Origin of the sequence: Lamprocystis purpurea DSM 4197 (assembly GCF_000379525.1) — a bacterium.
GTDB classification, from domain to species: Bacteria; Pseudomonadota; Gammaproteobacteria; order Chromatiales; family Chromatiaceae; genus Thiodictyon; species Thiodictyon purpureum.
In genome coordinates this window covers 1-17,679 of record NZ_KB902566.1, presented here as the reverse complement: position 1 = coordinate 17,679, position 17,679 = coordinate 1, and the positions used below count along the sequence as shown (strand labels likewise).

Below are 17,679 nucleotides of genomic sequence, written 5' to 3'. Positions count from 1 at the left end.
GACATGCGGTGGAGCCTCCAGATGACGACATACGGGGCTCCCAGGCTACTGGGCTAGAGACGGGATTTCATGCAGGCTTGCCGGAAAGACACGACACGCTGCAGGGCCGGATTCCGCTTCTGCCGTTCTTGCTGTCCACCGTCGCTCTGTCGGTCGTGTGCGCATGGCTGTTCAACCGCAGTCGCGGCAGCGTGCTGCCGGCGCTGGTGTTGCATACCGCCGTGAACTGGTGGGCCTGGATCGTGCCCGGACTGCTGGTGGCCGGCAACTTTCGGCAGTTCGCCCTGGTGCTGGGCCTGCTCGTACTGCTGGCAATCGGGCTGCTGGTCTGGCCACACCGTCGTGTCCGGGCGGCCGGGCCTTCAGACTCCAAGGACTGACCTTTGGCAGGAAGATCGTTCCAGCCACAAGACAACTGGAGGTCGAGGCTTTAGCCGGTCGACATCGCGTCTGCGCGGCCCTGGTCCGGCTAAAGCCTCGACCTCCAGTGCGGCGCGGCCCGGGCACTGGCCGGAACGATGATCAAGGCCGAAAAGCCCCTAGATAACAGCCATAACACTTACGGAGAAGGTAACGGCAATGCATCCTGGTTTTCTTAATCACCTCTTGCTCATCAGTCAGTTTGAACTCAAAAGGACTTTTGCAACCCGCAGCGGCCTACTGTCTATCGTGACCTTTGCCGTCGTTTGGGGTGTGATTCTGCTTTATCCCCTGCGCTTTTCTGCCGACCTGTTGGTGCAGGAAAAAGGCTTGATGCAAGGCTTCAGCTTTCTTGACGTTATTGGTTTTGGTTCGATACAGCAATGGCCGATTCCTGAATTCGGCCTGTTTTGGCATTTTGCACTGCTTATCTTTCCGCTGTTGAGCATTACGCTTGCCGCCGATCAGACTTGTTCCGATCGTGAGCGCGGTACCTTACGGTTTATCGTCGTGCGCAGCAGTCGCGACCGTGTATTCTTTGGCCGGTTTGCCGGCGTTATGGTGATTCAGGCGCTATTGATCAGTGCCACCGCATTAAGCACGCTTGCTTTGGTGCTGTATCGTGATGCCGCGCTGTTTTCTTCAGCATTACCTGACCTGCTTGTCGTCACCACTAATTTAATCTTGGCCGTTCTGCCTTTTAGCGCCATGATGGCGGCTTTATCCGCCACGGTTAAATCGGCTCGGCAAGCAACTGTCTGGGCTATCTTGATCTGGACATTTCTGGCCGCCATTATCGGTGGTTTTGCTTACTACCTGCCGACCCTTGCTTTTCTAAAATTGCTTGTTCCCGGCTATCAATTATCCGCCCTGGCGGCACTGTCGGGCTGGCAAACGCTGCAACTGGCTTATGTTCCCCTAGTGCAAAGCCTTCTTTTGTTGGCTTTGGGGCGCTGGATCATGGCAAGGCAAACCCTATGAATTCACCGATGATTCACTGTCAACAGTTGACCCACGTATATTCCGGCAAAGTCGCGCTCTCCAATGTCAGTTTTGAACTGGACGCGGGTGAACCGGTCGGCTTGGTCGGTCCGAATGGGGCCGGTAAAACCACTTTACTCAGTATCCTGTCCGGCTTTTTGCGTCCCACTTCGGGCACGGTCAGGTTGTTCGGTCAGCCGCCGGGTGCAACTCAACTCATCGGCAAAGTCTCCGCGTTACCCCAGGTTGCAAGACTGGATCCTGGCTTTACCATCATCGAACAATTGGTTTTTTATGCCCGGCTACAGGGATTCACAACACCACAAGCAGCCTTGGAAGCAGGCCGGGTGTTGGAAGAAGTCTCACTCACCGAGGCGACTCATGAAAAACCGCCGGTGCTCAGCCATGGCATGGCAAAGCGTGTAGCGATCGCTCAGGCGCTGATCGGTAAACCGGCGCTGATCTTATTGGATGAACCGACCGCGGGGCTTGATCCCGTCAATGTCCGAACGGTGCGTGCGATCATTGCAGAGCGGTCGCCGGCGACAACCTTTATCATCAGTTCCCACGATTTGGCTGAACTTGACCGGTTGTGCAAACACATTCTGCTGCTGGAAAACGGAATTTTACAGCCGGAGACCATTGACCTGAACGAAGAAAAAAGTGCCATTCGCTATATGACCCTGCAAATGGAAACCTGCCCGGCACGGGAAGTGATTGCTGAATTCCAGGCCTTGGAAGGTGTGCTGCAGGTCACCAACCCACAGAAAAATGAATTCATCGTGGCCTATGACCCTGAGCGGCAACCGCACATGGATCTGCAACTGATGCAATGTATCACGAGTCAGCACTGGCAATATCGGCAGCTAAGCCACGGCAAGACCCTGGAAGAAAAGCTTTTCTTCAAGGACTAAGGGCATTGTAAGAGATTCCTCAACGCCGTCTCGGGTGCCGATTCGCCCCGGCCGATCATCGCGGTTGATATCCAGAACCCTTATCGGGCGTCCTCAGCCAGGGCCTTGATCATCGTTCCGGTCGGCCGCGGACGGTCCGCACAGCGGACCCTACGGTAACACCCTGATCTGTAGGGTCCGCTGTGCGGACCGACGACCGTGCAGATCGCGCGGTGGCCGGGGTTATGACCAAGGCCTCAGCCAGCCATCCGCCGCGGAAGCCGGCGCGGTGCAGGCCCGTGCGGATGGGGGCTGAGCCACGCAGCAGGCGCCACAGCAGACCGGAGCGAAAGTTCTCGATCATCAGCACGATCAGGCCTTGGTCGAGTCCGAAGTTTCCGGCGGAGACCCAGCCCCCGTGCACGGTGTCGTTGAAACCGCCGGCGCGCGCGGCGCGGTCGTCGGTCGCGACCCCCCGCGCGAGCAGCCGCCGGATGGCCGGCAGCGCGATCTCGGGTGCGAAGACCAGCGACGCCAGCACCGACGGGCCGGAGAGCGTGCCGTCATCCGGGCCGTAGGGTACGCCGCGCGCGGCATAGCCGTAGAACGACTGGCGGCGCCCGGCGATGCGTTGCCGTGGGGCGCGGGGCCCGTCGCCGGCCGACAGGCCCCAGCCGTCCTCCCCATAGCCGACGAAGCCGCGCGGGTTGCGGATCGCATACGCGCGCTGCACGTCGATGGCGCGGCGGCTGTTCTCGAAGTAGTCGCAGCGCTTCTCGCGCATGAAGTCGTCACGGATATTGCGGAAGTCGATCCAGGCGTGCGGGAACTGGTGGATGAACAGCGGCCCGGCATAGAGGAAGTCGATGCCGTAGAGGTTCTCCCATTCGTAGGTGCCGGTCCAGGCCGGGAAGCTGGCCGCGATCAGCGGATGGGTCGGCGAGCCCAGGCCCAGGATGTAGAGCAAGATCGCCTCGCTGTAGCCCTCCCAGCCGTACTTGAGAAAGCCGCTCTCGGGCTTCCAGCCGTGCACGACGGCAGCGCTTTCGCGCTGCGCCCAGCACCAGTCCACGCGGCGGTAAAGCGTGTCGGCCAGCTCACGCAGTTCGGCCTCGTCCGCGGTGGCGGCGGTGAAATAGGCCGCGGCCGTGAGCATGCCGGCCAAGAGCAGCGCGGTGTCGATCAGCGACACCTCGCAACGCCAGGCCCGCGTGCCGCTGTCCAGGTGCAGGAAGTGGAAGTAGCAGCCGCGGTACCCGGTCGAGTCCGGCGTGCCGCTCTGGTCGCTGTTCCGGAAGAAGCGCAGCGCGGCCAGGCTGCGTTGCAGGGCCTCGGCGCGCGTCATCCAGCCGCGCTCGACGCCCACCGGGTAGGCCGAGAGGGCAAAGCCGACGACCGCGATGCTCGCGTGTGAGCCCGGCCGCGAGGTATCGGCCACCAGGCCGGTGTCGCGGTTGGCGTGCCGGACGAAATAGTCGAAGGCGGCGCGCTGAAGGCTGTCCAGCATGGCGGCGTCGGCCGACGTCAGAGGCTCGGCCGGCGCCGCGGGTGGTAAGACCGCGGTCTGCGCCAATTAGCGGCTGTCGGTCAGGTGCAACCAAATTTCATTGCGCCGCATGAACCATGGCGTGAACGGTGGGTTGTAGCGTGAATAGACCGGTTCCCCCGACCAGGCCAGGTTCGCGGCGCGCAACGTCGACTGCAACTTCGTCAGATGTTCGTTGTAGTTGGACTCCGACCAGAACCCTGAATAGCGAATGACCGCCACGCGACTGGGCGGCACCTCGCGCAACTTGATCCGTGCGTCCAGGGGTTCGGGTGCGCTGGCCAGGGTCACGTCTTTGGGCAACACGAATTGCACCAGAAAGCCGCCGGGCGCGGCGGTCTGCGTCACCGGGGCCGTCATCTCCAGTTTCACGGGAACGGCCGTCTTGGTCACCGGTGCCGTCATCGCGATTTTTCGATCACCTTTGTTTTTGCCGAAGATGTAGCCTGCCAGGATCGGGAACGCCTGGCTGCCGGCTTTGCCGGCCGGGCCGGCCACCACGATCTCGGCAACCGTGTAGGCGGCGTACTCGCGGACCTCGATCCCGTCGAGTTTGCGGACGATCTGGTATTCGGGCTCTTCTGTGGCGTGGCTGGACATGGGGATGGTGAACAGTGCGAGTGCCGAAAAAAGGGCCGCGACAATCGCGGCGGCGGGTCCGCGGCGTTCGTGGTCGCTCCCGCCTATGACGTGATTGAAACGCACAAGCGCGTTGCGCACATGGCTCGCGTCTTCGAATGGCGCGTTGCGTTGTACGGGAAACGCAAATTGTCCATTCGGGACAGCGGCTCTTACCTTGGTAGTCAGCTTGGACATGGTCTTGCTCCTAGCGCCTTAATGGCCTGTATTTTGGGGTCTCCAGAGTCAGGCCGCCAGGGTGGAATAGTCGGTGTCGCCCTGTCTGTTGTCTGCCGCACAGACCACGACGACGCCGTTCCCTACCTTTGCGGCTGCCGTCAACGGCTGCCCGGGTTAATTGCCGGGTAGGTGTTGCCATTCAACCAGCAGACGCCTGATCGCGTTCGGTGGCCTTGATCGTAATCCCGGCCAGCGGCGTGCGTAGTCAGGGCTTCCAGCCCTGACGGTGTCAGGCCAGGATGGCCTGACTACGCACCCGGCGAGTCCAAGTGGCCGTAGTCTTGATCAAGGCCCGTTCGGTGATGTCGTACGGCGCCCGTATCAAGTGCAGCGCTCACCAGGAAGCAGAGACCATGACTTCGACAACACCCAAGGCCTACCTCATCGGCGGCGGCATCGGCTCGCTAGCTGCCGCCGCTTTCCTGATCCGCGATGGCGGCATGCCCGGCGCGAACATCTCGATACTCGACGCGGGCCCGGCGATGGGCGGCGCCCTAGACGGCGCCGGCGATGCCGAGCGCGGCTACTCCATGCGCGGCGGCCGGATGCTGACCACCGATAACTACGAATGCACCTGGGCGCTGTTCAAGTCGATCCCGTCGCTCACGCAGCCCGGGCGCAGCGTCTTCGACGAGACGGCGGCGTTCAACGAGCAGCATGTCTCCAATGCGATGGCGCGGCTAGTCGACCGCCGCCGCGCCAGGGTGCCGGTGGCATCGATGGGCTTCTCGATGCACGACCGGCTGGAGTTACTCAAGCTTGCCGATGCCGATGAAGCGTCCCTCGGCACGAGTTGCGTCACCGACCACCTGTCGCCGGCCTTCTTCGAGACCGAATTCTGGTACATGTGGTCCACCACCTTCGCCTTCCAGCCCTGGCACAGCGCCGTGGAGTTCCGGCGCTACCTGCACCGTTTCGTGATGGAGTTCTCGCGGATCGAGACGCTCGCCGGCGTCAAGCGCACGGTGCTGAACCAGTACGACTCGCTGGTCGTGCCTTTACAGCGCTGGCTCGCCGCACAGGGGGTGCGCCTGGTCACCGACTGCATCGTGACCGACCTCGACCACAAGGACGTCGATGGCACGTTCGAGGTCATCGCGCTGCACTGCACCTTGAAGGGACAGGCGGAAACGATGCAACTGGAAGACGGCGATCTGGTCTTCGTGCAGAACGGCTCGATGACGGATGCCTCCAGCCTGGGCTCGATGAGCGCGGCGCCCGCGAAACTGAGCAAGACCCGCGACGGCAGTTGGGCACTATGGGAAAAATTGGCGGAAGGCCGGCCATCGTTCGGCAACCCCGCCGCGTTCAACAGTTGCATCGCCCAATCGGATTGGGCCTCCTTCACCGTCACGCTGAAGGACGCGGCTTTCTTCGACCAGATGCAGCGCTTCAGCGGCAACGCGGCCGGCACCGGGGGCCTCGTGACCTTCAAGGACTCGAACTGGCTGATGTCGATCGTGCTGGCGCACCAGCCGCACTTCGCCAACCAACCGGCCGACGTGCAGGTGTTCTGGGGTTACGGACTGTTCCCGGATCGCATCGGCAACTTCGTCCCCAAGGCGATGGCTGACTGCACGGGAGCGGAATTGCTGGCGGAACTCTGCGGGCACCTGCGCTTCGACCCGGACACCGTTGCCACGGCCAACTGCATCCCCTGCCGCATGCCCTATATCACCAGCCAGTTCATGCCGCGCGCCCCCGGCGACCGGCCGCTGCCCGTACCGCCCGACACGAAAAACTTCGCCTTCATCAGCCAGTTCGTCGAGATCCCGCAAGACACGGTCTTCACGGTGGAGTTCTCGGTGCGGGCGGCGCAGCTGGCGGTGTACCAGTTGCTGGGTATCACCAAGCCGATTCCGCCGGTGACGGCGCACGACAAGTCGCTCCATACGCAGTTCGATGCGTTGGTCAAGGCGTTGAAGTAGCGGGATAACTGACTGTTTCAAGGGCGTGCTACCGAGCACGACCCTGCCGGCATTGAAGTCCCTCGTCTCATTGCACGGCCCGTTCCCGAGGGACGACGGGCTTGCCGATGACTCCACAACGACAGGTCCCCTAACTCCTTTTCCTGCAAGGCCTGATTGTGCCCCCAGTCACGCAGGGTCTCGCGGATATAGCCAGCGGACGTGATAACCGGACGTAGGGGCGGGTTTCAAACCCGCCCCTACACCAAGGGTCTGTCTGGATATCAGGTAGGAAGGCTATAGTCTCGCTGCTGGAGGGGGACTCGCCCGCCTGCACGGCGCCGCGGTCGGTCTGGGCGATCTCGGCGGCGAGAGAGCGAAGATTCCACCGCTTTAAGCTCAAGGCGCATAATCGCAAGCACCAATCTACAGGAGATCCAGGGCATGCGAACATTCCTCGACCGCAGCGACGAACGACCCCAACGCCGCGACTTGACACGGGTCAGGACGGGCGAGAATCTAGAGATTCGGCAGACCTCTACGATAAATTGGGCCTGCGACTGTTGACGCCAAGCAACCAAGGGGGCTCTCATGACTACCGCAACGCAGTTGCCCAACGACCTGGAAACCAGGTTGAAAGGCTACGCCGTCGGCGATCATTTCGAGCAGTTCATCCGCCGACAGATAGAAGCCGGACATTACGCCAGCGCCGACGAAATTGTCAGGGAAGCCCTGCGCCTTCTGGAAACGCAGGAACGGTTGCGCGAAATTGAGCTTGAGGAATACCGGGGGAAGATCCGCGAGGGCATCGAAAGCGGTCCCGCAATTCCAGCCGAAGAGGTTTTCGCACGCCTTGAAGCCAGGTATCAAGCGATGATTGACCAGCAGGCATGAGCTGACCAATGCGCTGCAAGCTCTCGCGACTGGCCGACAGCGACCTTGAAGAAATCGCCGACTACATCGCCCGCGACAATCCGCGCCGTGCGCTATCCTTTGTCCGTGAGCTTAGGGACTGATGCAAAAAGATCACTTCATTCCCCAATGCGGCGCGGTTGCGTCCGGAACTTGGAGAAGGCATCCGGACTGTATCTTACGGTCGCTACGTCATTTGCTATACAGTGCAGTCCGGCGAAGTCAGGATTGAGCGAATCGTGCAGGGTGGCCGCAATTTGACGGACCTATTTTGCTGAAGTTTATCGCGTTTCCAGGGTCGTCGGCAGATGGGTAAGGGTAACGGGGCCAGGCTCAATTGAATTTTCCTCTGCGTGCCGGATGTGCGTCAGGCTATTTCTCAGAACTTTCGGCGATCGATCCCGCCAGACGCGTCAAACCGGCCTTGGTCATCGTTCCGGCCGGCGATCAAGAGTCCAAGGCTTCAGCCTCGGCTCGGTCCGCCAAGGCTGAAGCCTTGGGCTCGCAACAAGTAGCGTCGGCCGGAACGATGATCAAGGCCGTCAAACCGGCAGCGGCCAGAACCAGTCTGTTGTCTGCCGCACCGACCACCGCGACGTCGTCCCCTATCGTTGCTCAAGCGCCGTACCGACGCTATTGACCGATCCATCGATTTCATCAAATCCGTCGAAGTAAGGCCGCCTCATGTCGCAAAGCACCACCGTCAATCGCCGTATCGTCCTGAATGCCCGCCCGGTCGGTGCGCCGACCGCCGAAGACTTCCGTATGGAAAGCGGTCCGGTGCCGCAACCCGACCCCGGTCAGGTACTGCTGCGCACGCTCTACTTGTCGCTGGACCCCTACATGCGCGGCCGCATGAGCGATGCCCCGTCGTACGCGCCGCCCTTGGCTATCAGCGACCTGATGGTCGGCGGCACGGTATCCCGCGTCGAGGTCTCCCGGCATCGCGATTTCAAGGTCGGTGAACTGGTGCTCGGCTACACCGGCTGGCAGGACTATGCGTTGTCGGATGGCCAGGGACTGACGCCGATCGCGTCCGCCGACCCACACCCCTCACGCGCGCTGGGCGTGCTGGGTATGCCGGGCTTCACCGCCTACATGGGCCTGCTGGACATCGGCCGCCCGGTCGCCGGTGAAACCGTGGTCGTCGCCGCTGCCAGCGGCGCGGTCGGTTCGGTGGTCGGCCAGATCGCCAAGATCAAGGGCTGCACCGTGGTGGGCATTGCGGGCGGCGTGGACAAATGCCGCTATGTGGTCGACGAACTGGGCTTCGACTGCGGCGTCGATCACCGTGCCGAGGATCTGCCCGGACGCCTGGCGGCCGCCTGCCCAAAGGGCATCGACCTGTACTTCGAGAACGTCGGCGGCGCCGTGTTCGACGCGGTGCTGCCCTTGCTCAACGCCAAGGCGCGTATCCCGGTGTGCGGACTGATCGCCGCGTACAACGACACCGCGCTGCCGGCGGGTCCGGACCGGCTGGGCCTGCTGGTCGGCACGCTGCTGCGCAAGCGCATCAAGATGCAGGGCTTCATCGTGTTCGACGACTACGCGCCGCGCTGGGGCGAGTTCGCCCACGCCATGGGCGCGTGGGTGCAGCAAGGCAAGGTCAAGGTCCGCGAGGACATCGTCTTCGGCCTGGAGAACGCACCCGAGGCCTTCATCGGCCTGCTGCAGGGCAAGAACTTCGGCAAGTTGGTCATTGCGCTCGCACACGAATGAATCGAGATTGACCCATGCCAATTGATAACGGAGACAGACTCATGTCGGAAACAGCGCTCCTCCCGCAAAAACAGATGACCTGTATGCTCGGTCACCCGGTTGCAGAGAATCCGATCGATCGGATGTTTGATGCGGTTTATGCCCACTATGGCCTTCACTGGCAGTTCTGGAAATGCGACGTGACTTCGGAAAAGGAGGTCGCCGCGGCTATCGCAGGGGTGAGGGCATTGCAGTTCGCCGGTGCCTGCATCACCGTCCCATACAAAGTGGCTGCTATTCCTCACCTGGATGCAGTCGATCAGGATGTTCGTGCGATCGGCGCCGCAAACTATATGACGATCGAGGATGGTCGTCTCGTCGGACACAACAACGACGGTAAGGGGGTCGTCAAAGCCATCGAAAAAGTAACGCCGATACAGGGTAAGCGGATTGCAATGCTCGGCGCCGGTGGCGCAGGGCGAGCCATGGCCGTTGAGCTTGCCTGGGCAGGCGTATCGCACATGACCATCATCACACGGCGTGAGTCCCAAGGGGTGGAAGTGGCCGAACTGGTTCAGCGAGCTTCAGGCGTATCCGCCGAATGGCGGCAATGGGTCGGCGAGGTGGCGATTCCCGAGGGTACCCAGATACTTATGAACGCTACTCATCTGGGTTGTGCGCCTGGCTTCGAGGCCGTACCGCTCAACTGGAGCAGTATTCCCGGCACGACAACAGTTGTCGATGTCATCACCAACCCCCGCATTACTCCATTCTTGCAGATGGTTCAGGCTAAAGGCTGCGCGATCGTTGATGGCGTGGAGATGCTGGTTCAACTGGCAATGCAAATCTTCGAGGCATGGACGGGTATCAAGCCCGAAGAGTCGGTTTTCCAAGGCGCGGTTGCTGCAGCCTTAGGTGAATCAAAGAGTTCGTAGGTATCGGACGGTTTTGAATTAAAAACCCCACCATCATCCATGCCAATGTGGTTTTGGTGTACGGTTGGCCCCAGGGTGATCGGAATCGGTCGCTATCCGCGTCGGTCAAGGCAGCCGACTCCGAATCAGGTGTTCCAGCTAGGACGTTTCCGGCAAGGATACCCATTTCCAGTCAATTGAAGCGACGGCCAGCGCGGGCCTTGATCACGGTTCCGGCAGCAGTTCCAAATTTGGGTGGCCGCCGCCAACAGCGTGCCGGCCGCGAGGCTGATGGTGGATGCGCTGCGCTTATCCACCCTACAAAACCGGCTCCGCTGTAGGGTGGATAAGGCGCGCCGCTCGGTGTCAGGGGCCCGGCACGGCGGTCGCGCGCGCCGCATCCACCAGGGATCGCGCGATGCCGCCCAAATTTGGAATTGCTGCCGGAACGATGATCAAGGCACCAGCGCGAGGTAGAGGCACGATCACAAGGTTCCAAGGTTGCAGACACTGGACCGGATTCGACTTGCCGACGCTGGCGCCCTTCTCCGAGGCTCAACCCAGCGGGTACAGAACCACCCGTGCGGGCAGCGCGGACACCAGCACCTCGTGCTGCTCGGGCGCGTCGGCTGCTAGGCCGTTGACCGAGACCTGATAGCTGCTGCCTTCGCCGAGCGGAGGGGCAAAACGGATGCCGCCGGGCGGCAGGCGCAGGTCGCCGCCCAGCAGCAGGGTCAGGCCGCCGTCGGGCGTGCGCGACAGTCGCAGGTCCAGCGTGCCGTAGCAGGTCGGCAGGCCGGTGACCGCCACCTCGCCGGCATCCAGCCAGTGGTCCGGGATGCCGGCACCGACCACCAGCGAATGATCGGCCTCGCGTTCGTAGGCGAACAGGTCGCGGAAGACCAAGGCGTATTCGGCGCCGATCCAGGAGTGGGGGAGGTCGCCTTGATGGCCGGGCGCGCGCGGGTCGTGCCAGGCGATCTCGGGCCACTGGTTCCAGGCCGGCGGCCGGCGCTCGGCCAGGTGGAAGTCCAGCAGTTCGTGGGCCTCCCGCCGCCAGCCGAGCCGCACCAGAGCGCCGATGATGCGGATCTCATAGGGTGTGTAATTGGTCCAGGGAACCGCGCCGCTGTGCATGGCGCGAAAGCGCGTCATGAATAGTTCGAAGGTGCGGATCATGGCCGCAGTCGGCAGGGCGTGGAACTCGTCGATCAGGGTCAGCGCATTGGCGACCGCGGTCGGGTCCGGATCGGCCCATTCGACCGAGCCGGGCAGGAAGTCGATGCCGCGGGTGGTCATGGTCAGTTCGATCGAATCCATGAGGGTGGTGCGGAAGTCGTCGGCCAGGGCGGCGAGCCGGGCGGACTCGCGCAGGTCGCCGCGCGTCTCGGCCAGGAAGGAGGCGTCCTTGAACCCGCGCAGTGCCCAGAAGTCGTCCCAGTAGGCATGGACCGGTTGGGCCAGGTAGCCCTCGTGGCTGACCGACTCGGGCAGGAGGCCGAAACAGGCACGGTGTTCGGGTGCGCGGTAGAGGTCGGTGAGGCGGGTCGCGCGCAATTGCTCCAGATACTGGACCGCCAACTGCACCCTGGGCCAGAGTTCGTCCAGCAGCACCCGGTCGCCGGTGAAGCGGACATAATCGGCGACCGCGAAGATCAACTCGCCATGGCTGTCGTGTTCCGGCAGCCAGTCCGGCCCATTGCGGTCGACGCAGCAGGGCACATTGCCGTCCGCACGCTGGAATGGCGCATACCAGCGCACGAAGGCGCCGGCGTCCGCGGGACACCCGAAGCGCAGCAGGGCGGCGGCCATGACGGCGCCGTCGCGAATCCAGGAGCGGGTGTAGCGGCGCGGTCCGGGCTGCAAGGCCGGACCATCCCGATTGGTCAACACATGGGCAATGGCTGTCTTGCAGGTACGGGCCGCGGACCGGGCCGGTTCGGGCAGGTCGAAACGAACCTGTCCCAGCATTCGTGACCATTGATCGACCGCGTGCTTGAACGCCGCCGCACCGTCCAGGCGCTCCGGCACCCGCCCGGTAAGCGTGCCGGGTACGACCTCGCCCAGGGGTGAGACCAGATAGACATCGGCATGGCGGCCCGCGCTGACGGTCAGATCGAAGCGCAGTGCGCCGGAGGCGGAGCCGAAAGCGTCGGTGATCTCAAGCGCGTCCGGCAGCAGTCCGCGCGCCAGGTAGGCGGTAATCGGCCCCTGATCGAACGGGGCGAGACCGACGCCGCTCGGCGCCTGCAGCGGCACCAGGGCTTTGCCGCCGTTGACCCACAAGGCCCCGTCACGCCAGGCCAAATCCTGCACCCGGCTGGGTCCGCCGAGCCCCTCGAACGCCTGCCAGGGCGGCGTCACCTGAAAGGGACGGACCGCGGCGAAGAGGGCGATGGACCGGTCATCCCTGCCGTGGTTCACGACCCGATACCGCACGCAGAGGAGCACTTTCCCAGGGTCGCCGATGGCGAAGCTGGTGGTCGTCAGGGCCAGGTCGTCGCGGCGCCAGTGCGCGGAGGGGATGGGCAGTTCGCCCTGCTCCAATGACTGGGTGATGGTGCAGTCGGCCCAGGTGATCAGGGTGCCGTCGACCAGGAGAAAGGGCTCCAGCGACAGACTGCCGCGGTCCAGTTCCAGCAATCCGTCCTCGTTGAGCAGTCCGCAGACCCCGCCCTCCGGGATATTCACCGGAGTCCAGTAGGTCTGTTCCCGGCAGAGCCAGCGCGGGTAGCGCCCGCGTGCCGAGCACCCGGCCACCGTGTGGAACCAGTCGCTCAGGGTGCGCGAGGCGTCGTAGGGCAGGATCTCGATGGCCGCAAGCCCCGGCAGAGCCTGACCCGCCGGGGCTTCCAGGTTGAGGCGCAGGTGCCGGGACTCGCCTTGGGGCAAATAGACGAAGCTCTCGGTGCCCTCGGCGCGGGTCGCCTCGTAGAGAATTTTCCAGTCGGTCGCGTCGTCACTGGCCAGCACCTGGAAGGCGCAGCCCTGTGCCTCCGGGGCCCAGCGCAGCACCAGTCCGCCGTATTCACGCGGCGCGTCGAAATCGATGGCGAGCCAGGCCGCGGTCGGGGCGGGCGCGGCTTGCCAGAGCGTCTCGGGGCGGCCGTCCAGGACCGCAGCGGGCGGATGTCCCGGCAGGTGACTGGAGGCACTCAGGCGCGGCGGCACCTGGACGGTGCGATCCACCAGACACAGGTCCGCCAGCCATACCGTGCCCCGGCCGCCTGGGCCGGCGACGATGGCGAACTCGATGGCGCCGACGGCGCCCGGCGCGCCGCCGCCGGCCGGGCCCCAGGCGTAATCGAACTCCCGGCCGCGGATCTCCAGCGTGCGCCAGTCGGCGGTGAAATCGAACTGGGGCGCGCTGTAACGCCAGACGTTGACGTTGGCCGGGTCGGCCAACTTCAATTCGAACCGGTTGGCCGGGGCCGCGGCGCGGATGTCGCAACGCAGGGCATAGGCCGTCGGCAGGGTCAGGTCGAGGGGTCGGCGGGCGACCACGAAACCGCCGCCGCCGTGGAAATCGAAGTCCAGTCGCAACGCGGGACCGCGCGGCCCCGGCTCCTTGGTGATGGTGAGTCGGGCCTCACCCGAAGCGACCGCCAACCAAGGCGCAGGATCGGTGAAAACATCGAGAACCCGGACCTGCATCGTGGCGACTCCTAAGTAAAGATTGGTTAAGATCACGGGCTGGTGCGGCGTTCATGCTTTTATTATCAGAGTGTTACGCCTGGCGGTGGGGATTCGCCAAAGTGTAAAGACCCTTTCGGCCGGCCGATCGCTCAAGGTTATACTGGCGGGCTCCGGGTGTCATCGCTTACCGTTGTCGCGGTCCGCCGTCGGGGAATCGAGCGGCGCTGCCCTGACCACGCGACCGCTCCTGCCGCACGCTCAGCCCTCTCATGACAAGAACCCAGCGATGAAAGCGACCCGAGTCCCGATCAGTAAGAATACCTGGCTCCGCTTCTGGGGCATGCTCAAAGCCCTGCGCCGGTCGCCGGTGGGTCCGAAGGCGACGTTGTTCGCCGGCTTGTTGATCGCCTTCCTGTTCGCCATCAACGGACTGAACGTCATCAACAGCTATGTCGGTCGGGACTTCATGACGTCGATCGAGTCCAAGGAACTGGGCCGCTTTTTCCATTATGCCTTGCTCTATTTGGTGGTGTTCGCCGTCGCGACCACGGCCGCGGTCTTTTACCGGTACTGCGAGGAGCGGCTCGGTCTGCTCTGGCGCAAATGGCTGACCGAGCGCTCGATCGACAAGTACATGCAGGACCATATCTACTATCGAATGAACGCCTACGGCGATCTGAAGAACCCGGATCAGCGCATCACCGAGGACATCCGCTCGCTCGCCGGCACCACCTTGTCGTTCGTCTTGATGATTCTGAACGCCAGCATCACCGTCATTGCGTTCTCCGGGGTCATGTGGTCCATCAGCCCGCTGCTGCTGTGGGTCACGATCCTGTACGCCGCGCTGGGGTCGGTCTGCACCTTCTACCTCGGGCGCCCGCTGATTCAACTCAATTATGATCAATTGGACCGGGAAGCCAACTTCCGTGCGCGCCTCGTGCATGTCCGCGAGAATGCCGAGTCCATCGCCCTGGTGCGTCAGGAAGACCGGCTGCGGGATCGGCTGCATGACCGGCTGGATCAATTGACCGCGAACTTTCGGCGCATCATCGATGTCAATCGCAACCTCGGCTTTTTCACCACCGGTTACAACTATCTGATCCAGATCATCCCGGTCTTGCTGGTCGCGCCCTTATTCATCAACGGCGAAGCGGAGTTCGGTGTCATCAGCCAATCGGCCATGGCGTTCGGACACCTGATCGGCGCCTTCTCGCTGATCGTCACCCAGTTTCAGCAGATCTCGGCTTACACCGCCGTTATCGCCCGTCTGGAGGCCCTGGCCGAGGCCGTGCAGCACGCCGCGCAACCGACCTCCCCGACCATCACTTATTGCACTGACTGCGGGCTCATCGCGTTCGACCGTCTGACGCTCAAGTCGCCCCGCAGCGGGCGCTTGTTGATCAAGGATCTGACGGCCTCGATCCCGATGAAGACCCGGTGTTTGATTCGCGTCACCGACGAAGCGGCGCGCTCCGCCTTGTTCCGGGCGACGGCGGGGCTTTGGGATCAGGGCGAGGGCACGATCACGCGGCCGGCGGCGGACGATATCCTGTTCCTGCCCGAGCGCCCCTATGTGCCGCCGGGCACGCTGCGCGAGGTCCTGCTGCCCGGCGGGGGCGAGCGGCGCTTTTCGGACGAGCGCATCCTGGTCACCCTGCGTCGGCTCAATCTGGTGGCGGCCGTGCAGCGTGCCGGGGGCTTGGATTGTGAGCAGAATTGGAGTGACCTCCTGTCGCTGGGCGAGCAACAATTGCTCGCATTCGCCCGGGTGCTGCTGGCCGAGCCCGTCTTCGTCTTTCTCGATCATCCCTCGCGGGCGCTCAGCGAGTGTCAGGTGGATGAATTATTGTGCCTACTGTGCGAGCGGGGTATCACCTATGTCACCCTGGGTGAGCAGGATGAAGATACCACCCTGTATGACCAGTTGCTCATCATTGATCAACACGGTGAATGGATCATGGCGCCGACCCCCAACCGGTTGGACGATGCCTGTTGCGGGGTCTCGGTCCGGAGTGCGCAGGAGCAAACGGATGCGGATGGCGATGGGAATGGAACGCCGCTTGGTAACGAGTCAGGAATGGGTTAAACACGGCACAATCGTTGTCGTTGTCGTTGTCGTTGTCGTTGTCGTAATCGTAATCGGAGAGGCGGTTCGACTTGAGGACCTTGATCATCTTCCGGCCAGTGCTCGGGCCTCGCGCACCGGAGGATGAGGTTTTAGGCGATTTCCGACAATTCGGATACCAGTCAGTGCAGGTGCGACTTCAGTCGCACCGACATCCGAGCCGATGGTGGGTGGTATCCAGTGTTCCGGATATCACCTTAGCCGGACCAGGGCCGCGCAGACGCGATGTCGGCCGGCTAACGGCCATGGCGCCTGCGCCACCCCGGAACATGAAAGTCGTCTCGACCACTGTCGCAACTGCCGGCGTGCGAGGCTGCGTAGTCAGGGCTTCCAGCCCTGACTGTTCCAGCCCCGACGCCGCCAGGCAAGGATGGCCTGACGACGCACTTTCACGGTAAAGCCTCGACCTCCGGTTTTCTTGTGGCTGAAACGATGATCAAGACCCTCGCGGGTATCATAATCTCGACAACGACAACGACAACCGACCCGGAGGCCCGCGGCACTGATGGCAAACGATCATCCCTTTCCCCGCGGCTTCCTGTGGGGTGCCGCCACCTCGGCCTATCAGATCGAGGGTTCGCCCCTGGCCGATGGGGCTGGGCCGAGTATCTGGCAGCGCTTCACCCGAATCCCCGGCGCCGTGGTCAACGGCGAGACCGGCGACCGTGCCTGCGACCATTACAATCGCTGGCGCGCGGACCTGGATTTGCTGGCCGAGTTGGGCCTCGACGCCTACCGCTTCAGCATCGCCTGGGGCCGGGTCTTGCCGGAGGGTACCGGACGGGTCAACGGCAAGGGCCTGGATTTCTATCAGCGGCTGGTGGACGGCCTGCTGGAGCGCGGTATCCAGCCGATGATTACGCTCTATCATTGGGACCTGCCGGCCGCGCTGGATGATCGCGGCGGCTGGTGCAACCCGGACAGTCCCCGGTGGTTCGCCGACTATGCGCAGGTCTTGTTCCGTGCCCTGGATGANCGGGTCGGATATTGGGTGACCCTGAACGAGCCCTGGGTCAGCACCGTTCTGGGCTATCTGAGCGGCGACCACGCCCCCGGCCGTCGTGGTCTGGTCGAACCGCCGTGGGTCGCCCATCACCAGCTCTGTGCTCATGCCGAGGCGGTTGCCGCCTATCGTGCCCTGGGCTGCCATCAGATCGGCATCAGCCTCAACCTGGAGCCCCAGCACGCGGCCAGCGACACCGCGGCCGATCAGGCCGCCGCGGTCCGCCGCCATGCCTTCATCAACCGCTGGTTCCTGGACCCCATCCTGTTCGGCCGCTATCCGATGGCGCTGGCCGACATCTTCGGATCGTACTGGCCCGACTTCCCCGACGCGGATCTGGCGCGCATTCAGGCCCCCCTGGACTTTCTGGGCGTCAATTACTACTCGCGCGGCCTGGTCTGCCATGACCCTGCCGATCAGCCGCTACAGGCCCGGCGGATCACACCCGAAGATCGTCCCTGTACCGCCATGGACTGGGAAGTCTACCCGGCGGGCCTCACCGAGACCCTGGTGTGGCTCAAACAGCGCTGCCCCTTGCTGCCTATCTACATTACTGAGAACGGCGCCGCCTTCGACGACCCCGACCCGGTCGCCGGACTGGTGCAGGACCCGCACCGTGTCGACTACTTGTGCGAGCATCTCGCCGCCGCGCGCCTGGCGCTGGAACAAGGCGTCGACCTGCGCGGCTACTTCGCCTGGTCATTGCTCGACAACTTCGAGTGGTCACTCGGCTATGCCAAACGCTTCGGGCTCGTCCACGTCGATTTCGCCACCCAGCAGCGGACC

At 63.2% G+C, this 17,679-nt stretch carries 12 protein-coding genes and 1 pseudogene; 10 read left to right on the top strand and 3 right to left on the bottom strand.

From position 1 onward, the window contains the following. The 3 genes from A39O_RS0130630 to A39O_RS0130620 all read left to right on the top strand — a co-directional run. Window positions 1–380: hypothetical protein (locus A39O_RS0130630; RefSeq protein ID WP_211211766.1), on the top strand; the 380-nt coding region annotated here is incomplete at its 5' end. A 199-nt stretch (window positions 381–579) separates the two neighbouring features. Then, window positions 580–1,401: an ABC transporter permease subunit gene (locus A39O_RS0130625; protein WP_026199868.1), complete on the top strand. Its 822-nt coding sequence runs from the start codon at window positions 580–582 to the stop codon at window positions 1,399–1,401. Further along, entirely contained in the window at window positions 1,398–2,315 is a 918-nt protein-coding gene (locus tag A39O_RS0130620; protein ID WP_020508455.1) for an ABC transporter ATP-binding protein, read from the top strand. Before A39O_RS0130625 ends, A39O_RS0130620 begins: the two co-directional genes overlap by 4 nt. A 109-nt stretch (window positions 2,316–2,424) precedes the next feature. Here the strand turns inward: A39O_RS0130620 and A39O_RS0130615 are convergent, their stop codons facing one another. Both A39O_RS0130615 and A39O_RS35915 read right to left on the bottom strand, forming a co-directional pair. Further along, window positions 2,425–3,801 (bottom strand): glucoamylase family protein, encoded by a 1,377-nt coding sequence (locus tag A39O_RS0130615; RefSeq protein WP_157640536.1) that lies wholly within the window; start codon window positions 3,799–3,801, stop codon window positions 2,425–2,427. Between the two features lie 66 nt (window positions 3,802–3,867). Beyond that, window positions 3,868–4,656 carry an SOUL family heme-binding protein gene (locus A39O_RS35915; RefSeq protein WP_245562019.1) on the bottom strand — a complete coding sequence of 263 codons (789 nt, stop codon included), beginning with the start codon at window positions 4,654–4,656 and terminating at the stop codon, window positions 3,868–3,870. A gap of 323 nt (window positions 4,657–4,979) precedes the next feature. On the opposite strand from A39O_RS35915, the gene A39O_RS0130605 reads away from it, so the two are divergent. The 5 genes and pseudogenes from A39O_RS0130605 to A39O_RS0130585 all read left to right on the top strand — a co-directional run bounded on the left by A39O_RS0130605 (window position 4,980) and on the right by A39O_RS0130585 (window position 10,150). Then, window positions 4,980–6,626 carry an oleate hydratase gene (locus A39O_RS0130605; RefSeq protein WP_211211765.1) on the top strand — a complete coding sequence of 549 codons (1,647 nt, stop codon included), beginning with the start codon at window positions 4,980–4,982 and terminating at the stop codon, window positions 6,624–6,626. A gap of 570 nt (window positions 6,627–7,196) precedes the next feature. Further along, the gene (locus tag A39O_RS0130600; RefSeq protein WP_020508451.1) at window positions 7,197–7,499 is read left to right on the top strand and encodes a type II toxin-antitoxin system ParD family antitoxin; all 303 of its coding nucleotides are present in this window, start codon (window positions 7,197–7,199) and stop codon (window positions 7,497–7,499) included. 8 nt (window positions 7,500–7,507) lie between these two features. Further along, window positions 7,508–7,795 (top strand): annotated as a pseudogene (locus A39O_RS43770) (type II toxin-antitoxin system RelE/ParE family toxin). Window positions 7,796–8,201: 406 nt separating this feature from the next. Next, window positions 8,202–9,236 (top strand): NADP-dependent oxidoreductase, encoded by a 1,035-nt coding sequence (locus A39O_RS0130590; protein ID WP_020508449.1) that lies wholly within the window; start codon window positions 8,202–8,204, stop codon window positions 9,234–9,236. 41 nt (window positions 9,237–9,277) lie between these two features. After that, complete coding sequence (locus A39O_RS0130585; RefSeq protein WP_040529215.1) at window positions 9,278–10,150, top strand: shikimate dehydrogenase family protein; 873 nt, start codon at window positions 9,278–9,280, stop codon at window positions 10,148–10,150. A gap of 534 nt (window positions 10,151–10,684) precedes the next feature. On the opposite strand, the gene A39O_RS0130580 is transcribed toward A39O_RS0130585, so the two are convergent. Continuing rightward, entirely contained in the window at window positions 10,685–13,783 is a 3,099-nt protein-coding gene (locus A39O_RS0130580; RefSeq protein WP_020508447.1) for a discoidin domain-containing protein, read from the bottom strand. Window positions 13,784–14,051: 268 nt separating this feature from the next. On the opposite strand from A39O_RS0130580, the gene A39O_RS0130575 reads away from it, so the two are divergent. Next, entirely contained in the window at window positions 14,052–15,851 is a 1,800-nt protein-coding gene (locus A39O_RS0130575; RefSeq protein WP_020508446.1) for an ABC transporter ATP-binding protein/permease, read from the top strand. A 544-nt stretch (window positions 15,852–16,395) separates the two neighbouring features. After that, window positions 16,396–17,679: GH1 family beta-glucosidase (locus A39O_RS0130570; protein WP_020508445.1), on the top strand; the 1,284-nt coding region annotated here is incomplete at its 3' end.